At 42.8% G+C, this 14,236-nt stretch carries 13 protein-coding genes; 5 read left to right on the top strand and 8 right to left on the bottom strand.

The features are described from left to right. Positions 1-6 precede the first annotated feature (6 nt). Complete coding sequence (locus tag D1814_RS15235; RefSeq protein ID WP_232368900.1) at positions 7-429, bottom strand: winged helix-turn-helix transcriptional regulator; 423 nt, start codon at positions 427-429, stop codon at positions 7-9. A gap of 196 nt (positions 430-625) precedes the next feature. On the opposite strand from D1814_RS15235, the gene D1814_RS15230 reads away from it, so the two are divergent. The 3 genes from D1814_RS15230 to D1814_RS15220 all read left to right on the top strand — a co-directional run bounded on the left by D1814_RS15230 (position 626) and on the right by D1814_RS15220 (position 3,045). Continuing rightward, positions 626-1,615 (top strand): YhdH/YhfP family quinone oxidoreductase, encoded by a 990-nt coding sequence (locus D1814_RS15230; RefSeq protein WP_118493806.1) that lies wholly within the window; start codon positions 626-628, stop codon positions 1,613-1,615. Between the two features lie 250 nt (positions 1,616-1,865). Further along, positions 1,866-2,516, top strand: a complete 651-nt coding sequence (locus D1814_RS15225) for a peroxiredoxin-like family protein (protein WP_118493803.1) — start codon at positions 1,866-1,868, stop codon at positions 2,514-2,516. Positions 2,517-2,616: 100 nt separating this feature from the next. Beyond that, positions 2,617-3,045: a ferritin-like domain-containing protein gene (locus tag D1814_RS15220; RefSeq protein WP_118493800.1), complete on the top strand. Its 429-nt coding sequence runs from the start codon at positions 2,617-2,619 to the stop codon at positions 3,043-3,045. Positions 3,046-3,177: 132 nt separating this feature from the next. On the opposite strand, the gene D1814_RS15215 is transcribed toward D1814_RS15220, so the two are convergent. The 3 genes from D1814_RS15215 to D1814_RS15205 form a co-directional block, all read right to left on the bottom strand. Then, entirely contained in the window at positions 3,178-4,080 is a 903-nt protein-coding gene (locus D1814_RS15215; protein ID WP_118493797.1) for an SDR family oxidoreductase, read from the bottom strand. A gap of 321 nt (positions 4,081-4,401) precedes the next feature. Continuing rightward, complete coding sequence (locus tag D1814_RS15210; RefSeq protein ID WP_118493794.1) at positions 4,402-6,471, bottom strand: catalase; 2,070 nt, start codon at positions 6,469-6,471, stop codon at positions 4,402-4,404. A gap of 283 nt (positions 6,472-6,754) precedes the next feature. Then, positions 6,755-7,768 (bottom strand): zinc-binding alcohol dehydrogenase family protein, encoded by a 1,014-nt coding sequence (locus D1814_RS15205; RefSeq protein ID WP_118495406.1) that lies wholly within the window; start codon positions 7,766-7,768, stop codon positions 6,755-6,757. 99 nt (positions 7,769-7,867) lie between these two features. Between D1814_RS15205 and D1814_RS15200 the strand changes: the two genes are divergently transcribed. Further along, positions 7,868-8,794, top strand: a complete 927-nt coding sequence (locus D1814_RS15200; RefSeq protein WP_183037607.1) for a LysR family transcriptional regulator — start codon at positions 7,868-7,870, stop codon at positions 8,792-8,794. Between the two features lie 21 nt (positions 8,795-8,815). Here the strand turns inward: D1814_RS15200 and D1814_RS15195 are convergent, their stop codons facing one another. The 4 genes from D1814_RS15195 to D1814_RS15180 all read right to left on the bottom strand — a co-directional run bounded on the left by D1814_RS15195 (position 8,816) and on the right by D1814_RS15180 (position 13,201). Further along, a complete protein-coding gene (locus tag D1814_RS15195) occupies positions 8,816-9,295 on the bottom strand; it encodes an invasion associated locus B family protein (protein WP_118493787.1) in 480 nt (159 codons plus the stop codon). A gap of 56 nt (positions 9,296-9,351) precedes the next feature. Beyond that, positions 9,352-10,605, bottom strand: a complete 1,254-nt coding sequence (locus tag D1814_RS15190; RefSeq protein ID WP_118493784.1) for a nidogen-like domain-containing protein — start codon at positions 10,603-10,605, stop codon at positions 9,352-9,354. A 173-nt stretch (positions 10,606-10,778) separates the two neighbouring features. Beyond that, positions 10,779-12,287: a S10 family peptidase gene (locus D1814_RS15185; protein WP_162889864.1), complete on the bottom strand. Its 1,509-nt coding sequence runs from the start codon at positions 12,285-12,287 to the stop codon at positions 10,779-10,781. Between the two features lie 317 nt (positions 12,288-12,604). After that, a complete protein-coding gene (locus D1814_RS15180) occupies positions 12,605-13,201 on the bottom strand; it encodes an acyl carrier protein phosphodiesterase (protein ID WP_118493778.1) in 597 nt (198 codons plus the stop codon). Between the two features lie 196 nt (positions 13,202-13,397). Here D1814_RS15180 and miaE point away from each other — a divergent pair, with 196 nt between their 5' ends. Continuing rightward, positions 13,398-14,180 (top strand): tRNA isopentenyl-2-thiomethyl-A-37 hydroxylase MiaE, encoded by a 783-nt coding sequence (gene miaE, locus D1814_RS15175; protein ID WP_118493775.1) that lies wholly within the window; start codon positions 13,398-13,400, stop codon positions 14,178-14,180. The last annotated feature ends 56 nt before the right edge of the window (positions 14,181-14,236 follow it).

Raw genomic sequence — 14,236 nt, 5'->3', positions numbered from 1 at the left:
CACGCATTATCTGTAGTCATCATTGTATGCCCTACCCCAATCACATAGCTGTCGTAGAGTTGGTTCTAACGTGCGACCTAATTCAGTGAGTGAGTACTCCACACGCGGAGGCACCTCAGCATACACCTTCCGGTTAACCAAACCATCACGCTCTAACTCTCTTAATTGCTGAGTAAGCATTTTTTGAGTAACGCCTTGCAAACGCCTTCGCAATTGACTGAAGCGTAGTGTTTTATGGCAGAGGTGCCACAAAATAACGCCCTTCCATTTACCACCGATAATCTCAAGCGATACCGCAACACCACAAATGTATTGCTTAGAGTCGTTTGAGCTTTCACTAGAGCACTGTTTTGCATTCGCGGCGTTCCCTTTGACTTTAGTAACCGTATCGCATGGCTCTGTTTCTACACTTTTCAAATTTGTTGCCATTTCGCCCTCTCAGCTCAATCAAACAAAAGATACTGCTTCAATATCAGCTCGCCTTTTGCAAAAACACGTAAGTAAAAAGCCCAATACACTCCAATAGTATCTTTTAGGGTACTAGCCTACTAAAAAGTGCATACTTGCGCAAAGCTTATATATAGTCACAATGGGTAGCGTAAATTTTCGACCAACGGAGACGGATATGACATCGTTTAAGGCTTTGCTTGTAGAAAAACAGGAAGATAAATCATTTACCCGTGGCGTCACTGAGCGCTCACTCAATGACTTACCAGAGGGCACACTGCTCATCAAGGTAGAGTATTCATCACTTAACTATAAAGATGCCTTGTCTGCGACAGGTAATCCAGGCGTTAGCAGAAACTTTCCTCACACTCCAGGCATAGATGCAGCAGGCACAGTGGTGTCATGTGATAACAACAGCTTCAAAGAGGGCGATGAAGTTATCGTCACAGGTTATGACCTTGGCATGAATACGCCCGGCGGCTTTGGTGAGTACATTAAAATTCCTAGTGAATGGGCAGTCGCAAAGCCAGATGGCCTTACGCTAAGAGAATCTATGGTTATTGGCACTGCGGGTTTCACTGCAGGGCTTTCGGTACAAGGATTGGTTGAACATGGCGTAACACCTGAAAAGGGTGATATTTTGGTTACAGGCGCCACAGGGGGCGTAGGCTCTGTAGCAGTTGCCCTACTAGCGAACGCTGGCTTTTCTGTGGTGGCATGTACTGGCAAAAAAGAACATGAGTCATTCTTACAAACACTTGGTGCCAATAAAGTAATAACTCGCGACGCGCTGTTAGAAAATAAAGAGCGCCCTATGTTAAAAGAGCAATACGCTGGCGCTGTAGATACTGTGGGCGGAGAATACTTGGCGCAAGCTATCAAGGCAACTCAATATGGTGGTTCGGTTACATGTTGCGGGCTGACGGCTTCAGCTGATCTAGATGTAAGCGTATTTCCTTTTATTTTACGCGGCGTATCACTACTTGGCATTGACTCAGTACAATGCCCCATGCCCCCTAGATTAAGGCTTTGGGATAAATTAGCCAGCGAATGGAAACTAAATTGCCTCGATGACCTTACGGAGGAAGTTTCGTTAGACGACGTTAGCCAAAAAATAGATGCCATTTTGAAAGGCGAACTGTGGGGTAGAACATTAGTTAAGCTTTAGTTTGAATTATACAAGGGCTGTCGTGAAGGCAGCCTTGCGACGTTTACTACAAGCAACGCCATTTTCTTTTAAAAGTTGATGACTTCTCATGTTAACAACCGAGCTTGCTCGTGCATTTATCGCAAAAGCACTGCGACACTATAGTAACGAGGAACAAATAAGGGTATTACCTGTCTACTATCAAACGTTTAGTTAATTCATAAGCACTATCTCATAGTAGCTAATACAATATAATAAGGTCAGATACTCTATGTCATCTCTTAAAGCTCAAACTCAAGAAAAAGTAGACGCTGGACGAAAAAACAACCCTGCATTTATGGAAGGTGTTGATAGGGAGATTGAAAAGGCCCGCACATTCCAGAAAGGCGAAAAAGCGCTTGATGTAGATAGCACCGCGCCAGATTTCAAACTTCCTTCTGCAACGGGAACGTCATTTCAGCTATCCGAGGCACTACATAAAGGCGCTGTAGTACTTACGTTCTATCGAGGCAGTTGGTGCCCATATTGCAACCTACAGCTAAACGCATTGCAAAAAATCAATGATGAAATTAAGGCATTAGGTGCACAACTTGTCGCCATTAGTCCAGAAAGCCCAGACAGCAGTTTAAGTGCGGAGCAGATCAAGCAGTTACCTTTTACTGTCGTATCAGATCAGGGCGCAAAAGTTGCCGCTACCTATGGCGTGGCCTGGGAAGTACCTGAGTTTTTACTTGAGCATATGCGTAACGACCGCCAGCTCGATTTAGAAGCGATTAATGATGGCAATAGCAATATTCTTCCCATACCTGCAACATTTGTTTTAAATAAAAGTGGAACAGTTGTTTGGCGCTACGTTGATGTAGATTATAGAACGCGCGCTGAGCCCCAAGAAATTATAAGCGCGCTTCAAAAGGCTAACTAAACTCACAATGACCGTTGGCAAAAAATAATGAAATATAGTTAATCTTCTATCACGATATGTCGGTACAAATAATTCTAACCGACATTTTAAGGAGAGAACTATGTCATCTACTGCAAAAGTGATATCGGAACTATGCCAATTAGACTTTGATGCTCTTGCTGCCTACGAGGCAACACTAGAACGTATAGAAGAGCCGAGTCTCAAGGAGACAATAGCGACGTTTCGAGACGACCACCAAGCGCATATCGAATCGCTAAACCAAATGCTAGTCCAACGGAGTGAGGATAGAATTACCGAAGCCGATTTCAAAAAAGTACTGACGAAGGGAAAAGTTGTCATTGCAGGGCTTATCAACGATAAAGCGATTCTTAAAGCGATGGTTGTTAATGAAGAGGTCACAACTAAAGCGTATGAAAAAGCCGTAGACCATGACGGTTTTACACCACAGGAGCGTGCTACGATAGAAAGGCACTGGGCAGATGAGAAGCGTCATAAGCAATGGTTCTCTGACGCTGCTGAAAGATTGTAATTGCAATGCACCTGCGAACGCGCTTTTTAGCGCTAGGTGCAGCTGATAATTTTAAAAAAAAGGGGCGTTATTCTACGCCCCTCTCAATTTACAACATCCCTTTTGCAAATAAAAATCCTGTTTAAAATAATGTTATGGAAGGTGTTTACCGCCTGTTACCCCTAATATTTCGGCAGTGACATAGCTAGATTCTTGAGATGCTAAATACACATACGCTGGAGCAAGTTCAGCAGGCTGCCCTGCACGGCCTAGAGGCGTATCTTCACCAAAATCAGGAAGCTTACCCGGTGCTTGCCCCCCACTCTGTTGTATTGGCGTCCAAATGGGTCCAGGGGCCACGCCATTCACCCTGATCCCTTTTTCTATCAACATTTTGGCGCACGATTTGGTAAACGAAGTAATGGCACCTTTAGTTGAAGAATAATCGAGTAGTCCGGGTGAAGGCTGATAGCACTGAATAGATGTAGAATTGATAATGCTACCACCTGGCGGCATATATTTAGCCGCCGCTTTAGTAATCCAAAACATGGCGAAAACGTTGGTTTCGAACGTCGTTCTAAACTGCTCGGTAGTGATATCCTCAATATTTTCTACAAATTTCTGCTTGCCAGCATTATTTACGAGAATATCGAGACCGTCTAAAAAGGCGTTCGCCTCTTCTACAAGGGAAACGCAGAAGTCTTCGTCTTTGATGTCTCCGGCTATGCCCTTCGCTTTTACACCTGCCTCCTCTAAAATGGCAACAGTTTTTTCTCCATCTTCCTGCTCAGAGGGAAGGTAGTTGATGACAACATCAGCCCCTTCTCGCGCATAGGCGATAGCGACTGCTCTACCAATGCCAGAGTCTCCGCCCGTAACGAGTGCCTTTCGACCTCTTAATCTATCACTTCCTCGATAAGTATCTTCACCATGATCAGCTGAAGGGTCTAACTTTTTATCTAATGCTGGGTCAGGTTGGTCATCGTTATAATGGGTCCCACCGTTATCATATTGAGTACGAGGGTCGGTCATTGTGTATTGGTCTTGCTTTGACATATTTATTCCTCCTTAATGAAAACACACATACTTATAGGTGCATGACCCATGCCGAAGGGACAACGTATAAAGGATTAATTCACTTCTCCCAAAAGTGCGCATAAACCCATAAAGCATTGTAATATAACGAATATATTAAAATTTAATTACTAACCCTCTAATTTAGAAAGCAGTTAAACTGTTTTAAGATAACGTTGTCAGTAAAACATTCGTACCGTTGAAAAATAAGTACAGATTCACTGAGCATAAAAGTTAAGGCCATAAAAAAGGACGCTCAAAAGAGCGCCCTTCTATTACCTGAAAAAAAAAGCAAAGGTTGAGTTACGATCTCGCCCAATAACGAATACCACGTAATGTTTTAATAAATTCGTCTGCTGACTTTTGTTTAAGGTCAACAAAACCTTCGTCCATCATGCTATCTAAGCCAACTGCCTGAATAAGCGGCATAGCAGCATCTGTGTAACCAATAAACTTATTGTGAGCAAACGCATCTGATACAAAGTCTTTTGCTTCAGGCTTGCCCGCTAACTTTTCAGCTCCAGACTTAGACATCAATAACAGCACTGCATCGTACAATACCGACGGTCCGCCATCGACCTTCTGCTGCGCATCTACTGAATTGCCCTTATCACAAGTAACACCACCAATTTGCGGTGCAACAATCTCGTACATCGCGCCTTCGTTATCTAAAGCAGTTTTTACGTTACTAAGTAATTCACCGTCAAGGTCATCACTTACCAGTATACCGAGCTTTCTTCCCTTAAACGTATCTGGCGCATTTTTAAGAATACTTAACGCATCCGATTCAACTAGATCTTGTCTAGTCTCCATTGCAGCCTCTGCCGGCTCAGGCATTTCGCTAAAGCCTAGCGCTTCAGCAACCGCTTCAGCTAAATCCTTATCAACATTTAGCAGATGTGAGACAACTCTTTCACGGATGGCCAAACGCTCTACTTTGGATAGCTCAAAAGCGAATGCATCGCGAATATGTTCTTTCTCGGTTTCAGTTTGGCTGATATAAAACTGACGTGCCTGACTATAATGGTCAGCGAAAGTTTCTGAGCGGTGTCTAACTTTTTCACCAGAAACCTCTTCATTATGTGACTGGAATCCATGGGCAGGACACGCGCGCGGGTTATCTTCATCAGCTTCCCAAGAATTCGGTTCGTAATTGGCGCGCCCTTTCGGATTATGCATCGCCATGTGGCCGTCTTGCTGAAAGTGACGCATCGGGCATTTAGGAGCATTAATGGGTAGGTGAGTGAAATTGGTACTACCTAATCGTTTTAGCTGCGTATCTAAATAAGAGAAGTTACGCCCCTGTAGTAATGGATCGTTGGTAAAATCAATACCGGGCACAATATTTTGTGTACAAAATGCAACTTGCTCAGTTTCAGCGAAGAAGTTATCTACCACTTTATTAAGTACCATTTTGCCTACAATCTTAACGGGTACTTGTTCTTCTGGGATAAGCTTTGTTGCATCTAGCACGTCAAATTCAAAATTATCGGCAAACTCTTGATCGAATATCTGCATACCTAATTCCCATTCTGGGAAATCACCAGCAAGAATAGAGTTCCACAGATCTCGTCGGTGAAAATCTGGATCAGCACCGTTAATTTTCAGTGCTTCATTCCAAACGACTGACTGCATGCCCTGTTTCGGTTTCCAATGAAACTTCACATACTTCATTTCTCCTTTAGCATTTATCAGCTTGAAAGTATGAACACCAAAACCTTCCATAAAACGGAATGAACGGGGAATAGCACGATCTGACATCGCCCACATAAGCATGTGAACAGACTCTGGGCTTAAACTGGTGAAGTCCCAAAAGTTATCATGCGCGGTTTGCGCTTGTGGAAAACCTCGATCAGGCTCTTGTTTAGCCGAGTGAATTAGATCTGGAAACTTGATAGCATCTTGGATGAAGAAAACAGGAATATTATTGCCAACTAAATCCCAATTGCCCTCTTGGGTGTAAAATTTAACGGCAAAACCACGTACATCTCGCGCTAAATCTGGAGAACCTTGGTTACCCGCTACGGTAGAGAATCTAGTGAATACCGGAGTCTTTTTGCCTTTCTCTTGAAAAATTTCCGCGCAAGTTATATCGGAAAGAGACTCATATGTTTCAAAGTAACCGTGGGCGCCATAACCTCTTGCATGGACTACCCTCTCTGGAATGCGCTCGTGGTCGAAATGAAAGATCTTCTCACGCATTACGTGGTCTTCTAACGCTGTTGGTCCGCGTACGCCAGCTTTTAAAGAGTTCTGGTCGTCATGTACAGGACAGCCTTGAGCTGTCGTCATAGTCGGATAACCATCTCCTGCCTTTTGGTGTAATTCGCCGCCTTTTCCCTTGTTTCCTTCATATTTGAATGATTCAGCCATGATTTTTCCTTGTCATTTAAGATTGAACACATTTCACATTACTTTTAATGCTATGCGTCACTTATACAGCAAGTTAGATTCCATGGAATAAAATCAATAATTTCAATACTTTAATCAATTCAATTCTATTTGGGTCGTCACTTTTACAAAGAGGCTAGAAAGTTTTACATGATTAGGGGTAAGGCCCAGGGTACTCATCTCCCCTGAGCCAAAGTGTCAAATTCGCTTTTATTTAGCATTGATAAATAGCGAATCAACAAAGGGAGCAAATATAAGCCAGAGACTAAAAACCCTCTAATACAAGCTTGCCGATTGCGCTTCCCTCTTCAAGTATCCTATGGGCTTGTATAAGATTTGAAGCATCAATTTTACCCAAATGCTTACCTACCGTAGTCTTAACTTTACCCTCGTCGATAAGCGCTGCTACGTGTGAAAGTAGACGACTTTGCTCTGCCATATCATCGGTTTCGAACATAGAACGGGTAAACATAAATTCCCAATGAAGCGACAGGCTCTTTTGTTTAAGCTTTGCTACATCCAAACTTTCTGGGTCGTCAATTAATGCAAGCTTACCTTTGGGTTTCATCACCTCTACATAAGTATCGATGTATTGATGGGTATTATTCAAACTTGCAACGTGTGTCACTTCACCTATTTCTAATGCTTTAATTTGCTCAGCCAGAGGTTTACTGTGGTCAACTACATGGTCGGCACCTAATTCCTGTACCCACTTTTTAGAGCTTTCACGGGATGCGGTAGCAATAACTGTCGCCCCCGTTAGCGCTTTGAGAAGCTGAAGCATGATAGAGCCCACGCCTCCTGCTGCGCCTACAACAAGTACCACTTCGTCGCTTTTTTCTCTCTGCTGCTTAAGGGCGAGATGGTCAAACAATAATTCATAAGCAGTAATTGTTGTAAGCGGAAGTGCTGCTGCGTCACTGTCAGATAAAGACTTAGGTGCTTTTCCGACAATACGTTCGTCGACCAGTTGAAATTCTGCGTTTGAACCAGCTCGGGTGAGATCGCCAGCATAGTAAACCCTATCGCCTACTGAAAATTCAGAAACATCAGCGCCAATATCAACTACCTCACCTACTGCATCCCAGCCTAGTATCTTGGGCTCTCCGCCCTCTGGGTTTACGCGCTGCCTAATTTTATAATCAACAGGGTTTACCGCTATCGCACTTATTTTTACAAGCAAGTCTCGACCTGAAGCACTAGGTTTATCGACTTCTAAGTCCATTAATACATCAGGTTCATTTATATCGAGCGAGCGGGTATAGCCAATAGCTTTCATCATTCGTTTCTCCTTTAAGTAATATATCCATCATACCCTTGATTAAATTTGTATAAACAGCACAATATAAGAAACATTATCAAATGGTTTTTGAAAATCATGTTACTCGATGACTTAAATGTTGTAATAAAAGTAGCCGAATTTAGAAACATTACCGCTGCAGCAACACATTTGAATATGCGAACCGCAACGGCAAGTGCTGCGGTTAAACGCGTAGAGCAAGCACTTGGCGCGGAACTGTTTGTTCGCACTACCCGTTCGCTTAGGCTTTCTTCTGCAGGTGAACGTTTCCTTCCAACGTGTGAACAAGCCATGTCGATGCTGGCCACTGCTAAACAGACCTTAAAGGGTGATACCGGCGTTATTGAAGGTGAACTAAGGCTTGGTTTATCGTCTGATCTGGGGCGCAATGTGATTGCCCCTTGGCTTGACGACTTTATGGAAGAGCATGAAAAAATAAGCGTTAAGCTTAATTTAAATGACAGTAATATCGACTTCTATCGCGACCCAATAGACTTAGCTCTACGTTATGGCTCGCCTGACGATGCGAGCGTTTACGGGTTTAAGATATGTGATGTACCGCGCTTACTTGTTGCCTCTCCGTCTTATATTAGCTCTTATGGTGCACCTAAAAACTTCGAAGACCTGCAAAGTCACAACGGCCTTTTTTATCAGCTGCACGATAAAGTGTATAACCAATGGGAATTCGTACAAGGCGATAAACCGATAAAGGTAATAATGCAGGGCAACAGGACAGCAAACGACGGTGAAATGGTTAGAAGATGGGCGGTAGCAGGCAAAGGCGTAGCCGTTAAATCGAGTCTAGACTGTTGTGACGACATTATAAATGGCCGGCTTGTTACCTTGTTGCCAGATTACCAACCGAAGCCCACGCAACTTTGGCTTATTTGCCCAAGCCGCCAGTCTATTACACCAGCGGTTAGGCTATTAAGAGATATGCTAAAAGTGCGCTGTGCCGAGTGTTTAACACAGCTCGAAAAAGCAGGCGTACATACCAAAACTTAGCTTAATCATGATACGTTAAACTTATTGTTTAACTCTTGAAGTAAGCTGTTTGTATGCTTCGTCAAAGCCAGCTAATGATATGGGTAGGGTAACTTGTTGGTTCTCAGACTTTTGAAATGCGACTAGCATGGTTCTACCGTTATTCATTTGGTCTAAAAGCTCACTATCTATTTTAATTATACTCTGGCAAGTCTTTTCATCACACCCGGAAAAGGGTACTTGTAATGGAGCAAAATCATCTATTTTTACTCCGACCCCATTTTTAGTAAGCGTATTTTTAGGTAGCTTTATTATTAAAACGGGAAAATTCTTTGAATAAGAATAATCAACGTTAACGCCCAACAACACCTTAGTTGCTTTTTTATCTTTGGCAACAAGTTGGCTAAGCGTGCACACTGAAGAATCATTGCACAGTAAACTCCAACTTTCATAATTACTCGTTGTTACAGCCCATGAAGAAAACGATGCGAGTATCAAACTAACTAATACTAAATATTTCACTTCTACCTCTTAACGAAAATGGGGAGCTTATGCTCCCCTTATTGTACTTATTTTTACTATTTACGCTTTCTTAATAGGAAAGTGCTGAATAGCGCACCTAGCATAAGGAACAAGGTACTAGGCGCAGGAACTTGGGTCGGGTCTGGTACGAATACAGTAACTGCATTTTGGTTCATATTAATCACACCTGAACCATCGAACGTTAAGCCAGTTACAAACGCATCTGGCGTAGGTTCAAGCATATTCGAAACGTCAATCCCCATAATTCTGAAGCGATCTACAGGTGAAGTGAAGTCGTATTCTACACCTCCAGCAATATCTGTGCCTGTGTCTAACCAATCCATAAGGCCATCATCCCAAAGGAATAGATCAAACAGGTTGTCATCATAACCTTCTGGCAAAAGAACCGAAGCGATATTCGGGCCACTATTCACAATGTAGTCATAGCCTACTGCCACATCCGGATCGATAAAAACAAGTTCGTCTGGATCATCAATAGAAAATTCAAATTCATAGTCAGTTGGTGTTTCTGGATTAACAATTGGCAATATAGGGTTTTCTGGATTCTCACCCGGTAACACACCATCACGAATAGCAAATTTCCAAATACCAGGCGTGCCCGTATTGCTGTTACTTTCGTCTATGTCAGCAATAGCTGCAGTCTGAGAACCAGGTACTGTGAAAAAGTTTTCGCCATCACCTGCGTCATATCCCGCTTGAGCAGGAACACCGCTCGATGCTTCACCTGAAGTCCAGCCGATATCTTCATATCTAAACTCAACATCGAAATTGCCAGCACCAGTGTCTTCTCTATCAATCAACACTAATTGAAACGTATTGGTAGGGTTACTATTTTGGTCGTAATAGCCAACATCATTCCATGTCACTACTAGCGTGTCTTCGTTCGGCGAGCCAATGAATACCCCACCGCAATCACCACAACGAGTGTCAACATCCCCCCAAAACGGTGCGATCATTGGTTGTTCATTATTGGGAAAAGCATCTGGAGTAAACGTACCTACAGGACCATTGAAAGTAATGTTTCCGTTATTGTTGATGAAAAATCTATCGTATGAAGTACCAAAAAAATTTACGCCGTTATCAAAACCGAGCGCTTCGAATGTGTTGAATACGATAGGGCCTGAAGAACCATCATCATTACTATTCATCGCTAAATTGCCATATCGACTCTCCGTAGAGCCTTCCCAACCGGAGAGGAGTACAGAAGCATTGGCAGTGGTACTTGAGATTGAAAATGCTAGCGCAGCACTTGCAAGCAGAGATAGTTTAAAACGCGAAGGTTTACTCACGGGCACGTCCTTGTAATTATTGTTAATGAAATTTTTTATATGTCAGCAAAACGTTAGCAAATTCCAGACCAAATAGTTTTATCGTTAAAATTCAGCAATATAAAACAACTGCGATTTATTAAGTAAATCATATGTAAAAGAAACTGACATCCTTGTCCTACCTTCGAGTCGTACTACCGCTTATACATTGCAGGCGCACCTTTGCGTGGCGTGCTTGCTTCTATAAACTCGCGTAAGTCTTGGTTTGATTGGTTCAAGTCATCGCGACGCAGGTACATCATGTGCCCGCTGCGATACCCTTTAAAGCTTAAACGGTCTTTTAAGGTGCCACTTTGATCAAGCTGCCACATGGTATATTTGGCATCGAAGTAATTCGTTGCACCATCGTAATAACCCGCTTGAATCATTACATTCAAATATGGATTTTGCGCCATGGCTAATCGTAAATTCTGCCCCGTTTGATTGTTACTTCTATCCCATGGGTGCACGTTTCCGAACATGTTGTACTTAATATCGGTTTTGTAGTTTAACTCTTCACGCAAATAGTAATTGATAGCAGGCGTGAAGGAGTGAAGCCATGAGGTAAGTTCAGCCCAATAGTCAGGGCGATCGCCACTTTGCTTAGCATCTATACCCAAATAGCGACTATCCAAACGGCCTAAGGTCTTCCCTTCATCTCGTAATAAATCTTTCCAGAAGAAAGCTGTGCTTACGTCTAGGTTATTTTGCGCAATAGACGCTTCAGTTAAGCCAGAATAACGCGCCATTTGTTTTAGTACATCACGCTTTTCTGTATCACTAATAAAGCCACCTTTAGCAAGTGCTGGAATAAGCGTGTTGATAGTGAAATCTTCGACTTCGGGTAAGAGTTCAGTTAGGTCTTTATTTTGCAGTTCTGGTTCAAGCTTATTGTGATACCAGGCTGCGGCGGCAAAATAAGGCAGCCGATTAGCGGCTTTTACTGGTCCATTGCGCTCAATGCCAATATCTGTTGGTGACACCAAAACGACGCCGTTTAAATACATCCATTGGCGATTTTGAAGTTCTAATGCTAGGCCTGAAACCCGTGTTGTACCGTAACTTTCGCCAATGAGGTATTTAGGAGAGCGCCAGCGATTATTGCGTGTTACAAAGGTATTCACCCAGTCTGCTAAATAGCTAATATCGGCGTTAACGCCAAAGAACATCTTCTTTTGTTCATCCTGCGAGGGCATGCTGCCGTCAGCTTTCGGCAGTACTCGGCTGTAACCAGTGTTCACTGGGTTAACAAATACAATATCAGCGACATCCAAAATAGAATAAGGGTTGGTTTGAACGCCATAGGGCTGAACAGGGTAACCTTCGTCATCAATATTAAGAATACGCGGGCCTGTGTATGCTACATGCATCCATACTGACGCTGAGCCCGGGCCACCGTTGAAAGAGATGATAAGCGGGCGCTTGGTATTTTCTTTTACGTCGGTTCGCTGGTAGTACGTATAAAACAAAGTGGCAACCGCTTCGTCTTTACTATTCCAAACAGGCTGTGTACCCGTCGTTGCACTATACTTTATGCGCTTACCAAGAATTTTGGTTTCATGCTCCGTTACTACACTACTATCAATTTTAATCGCGCGAGCATGTGCAGATGCGCTTTCTTCTTGGGCTGAAGCACTGGCTATCAAACCGAAAAAAGCAATCATTACCGTTGTAAGCCATGCTAATGGACGGTGAGTTTTCTTAGTACGTGCTAGTAAATGGTGAATCTGTGATTTGTGTTTGGAGTTAACCTGACTAAATAACAGGTCTCTCGTATTTCTATTTGATGTGAGATTATTTTTCATTTTTTCGTCTTTTGTATGTCGTTAGATTTTGGTTTTGTATTTGTTGAGTGCAAGCTAACCTGTTTTCCATACCGGGCATAATGCACCATATTAAGACTATATCGCTGTTAATAGGTGAGCTTAGCAATCAACGATAGAACTACCAATTTCTTCGATACGTTTCTGTTAAGGCGGTTTTAACCGTTATTGATATTTTCAAGGCCCCTGTCTTTTATATGGCCGATGAGGTCCGGGAAAAATGCAAGAAATCTCGCCTCTATTTCCTTTTTATTCGCACTAATATCATCTACCGCGCGATGAAAAGTGTTCGTGAACCGAATTCGTTTAGCAACGACAGAAATGGCCTTGGCAATGCCCTCTTCTTTTGCATAATCAGCAAACCAATCGTGGGTAATCATGTGCCCTACGCTGTGCTGCATTGCCCTTGGCATAGTTGGTAATCTCTGCTCAAGCAAAGAGAAGCTTTGCTCTCGAAAGTCACTAAAGCTTTGTGATGTAAACGTCGACCAATGTTTTATAAGCAAGTGGTCGAAGTAGATATCTAGCGCCACAGGCGCAAACCGCCTGCGACTCTTATCAAATAGTTTTTTTGCGGCCAAAACACTGTCGTGACTGTCGGTGAATTTATCTACTTCGTAGTGGTTTTTAAGCCCCAACTGCACTGCTTTTCCATATGTGTTTACATCAACACCACGCCTGAAATCGCCAAGTAAATTACCAAAATGGGAGTCGGCAGTAGGACGCGCTAAAAAAAGATGAGCAAGGTAATTCATTTTGTAATTTATTGGCCTCGATTTTAAGTTGTAACGGCTTATGGGTATCAAGTAAAATCAGCGCTCAGCTCAGAAGCATCGAATTTGGATAGCCTCAGTTTTGATCGCAGGCAACTGCGTTGCCGACACTAACGTTGAAAGTATGACAAATTCAAATGTAACTGAAAATTTGTAGCACTTAAAATTGAGTTTCAACATGTCTGTAATATCTTCTTCTGAAGTCACGTCTTTACTGTCCCCCGTCAATGATTTTTTACATTGCGAGACGCCACAGTCGTGGATTGACGAAGCGCAGAAAGAAGAAAACCTCCGGGTTATTCTTACTGATCACTTAATATGCGAGCTTAAAGCCGCGCAATCTGCAATGTACTTGCTTCGCCGCTATGTTGCCGATGCGGAAACCAGCAAGGTTTTACTTAGCTGGCTGAAGCCCTATGAAGACTTCACCTACCGCCATGAGGGCGATTGGCAATCGCTTAATACTAAGCACTTGTCTAAAAACGTGTTTAATGTTGAAGGTTTGGATCCGTTTAAAAAAGACATGTTAGATAAGATGGTCATGCTTATTAAAGAAGAGCTTCACCATTTTTATCAAGTACTCGAAATTATGCACGAGTTAGGCTTTGAATATAAGTCGGTGACATCAAGTCGTTACGCCAATGGTTTGCTACGTCACGTACGCACCTACGAGCCTGAAAAGCTGGTTGATAAGCTCATTTGTGGTGCTTACATTGAAGCCCGCTCGTGTGAGCGTTTTGCGAAGCTAGCCCCTTATGTTAGTGAAGATTTAGGCAAATTCTATGTGTCACTGTTACGCTCAGAAGCCAGACACTTTGAAGATTACCTCACCCTTGCTGAGCAAATTGCCAAAACCGATATTTCAGAACGGGTTACTCACTTTGGAAGCGTTGAAAAGTCGCTAATTGAAAGTGACGATAAGGAACTGCGCTTTCACTCCGGCGCTCCTCAATTAACCTAGCAGCCTATAGCCGTCTATAAATTAATCAATTTATATTGACGGCTTTGCATTTGTGC

This window comes from Alteromonas sp. BL110, from assembly GCF_003443615.1.
Taxonomy (GTDB): Bacteria; Pseudomonadota; Gammaproteobacteria; order Enterobacterales; family Alteromonadaceae; genus Alteromonas.
The sequence above is the reverse complement of the archived record's forward strand: the minus strand, read 5'-3'. Positions and strand labels throughout refer to the sequence as shown.

Bases quoted from the DNA above. Each gene is read 5' to 3' on its own strand.
- D1814_RS15235 (WP_232368900.1), bottom strand. From the start codon at position 429: ATGGCAACAAATTTGAAAAGTGTAGAAACAGAGCCATGCGATACGGTT.
- D1814_RS15230 (WP_118493806.1), top strand. From the start codon at position 626: ATGACATCGTTTAAGGCTTTGCTTGTAGAAAAACAGGAAGATAAATCA.
- D1814_RS15225 (WP_118493803.1), top strand. From the start codon at position 1,866: ATGTCATCTCTTAAAGCTCAAACTCAAGAAAAAGTAGACGCTGGACGA.
- D1814_RS15220 (WP_118493800.1), top strand. From the start codon at position 2,617: ATGTCATCTACTGCAAAAGTGATATCGGAACTATGCCAATTAGACTTT.
- D1814_RS15215 (WP_118493797.1), bottom strand. From the start codon at position 4,080: ATGTCAAAGCAAGACCAATACACAATGACCGACCCTCGTACTCAATAT.
- D1814_RS15210 (WP_118493794.1), bottom strand. From the start codon at position 6,471: ATGGCTGAATCATTCAAATATGAAGGAAACAAGGGAAAAGGCGGCGAA.
- D1814_RS15205 (WP_118495406.1), bottom strand. From the start codon at position 7,768: ATGAAAGCTATTGGCTATACCCGCTCGCTCGATATAAATGAACCTGAT.
- D1814_RS15200 (WP_183037607.1), top strand. From the start codon at position 7,868: ATGTTACTCGATGACTTAAATGTTGTAATAAAAGTAGCCGAATTTAGA.
- D1814_RS15185 (WP_162889864.1), bottom strand. From the start codon at position 12,287: ATGATTGCTTTTTTCGGTTTGATAGCCAGTGCTTCAGCCCAAGAAGAA.
- D1814_RS15180 (WP_118493778.1), bottom strand. From the start codon at position 13,201: ATGAATTACCTTGCTCATCTTTTTTTAGCGCGTCCTACTGCCGACTCC.
- miaE (WP_118493775.1), top strand. From the start codon at position 13,398: ATGTCTGTAATATCTTCTTCTGAAGTCACGTCTTTACTGTCCCCCGTC.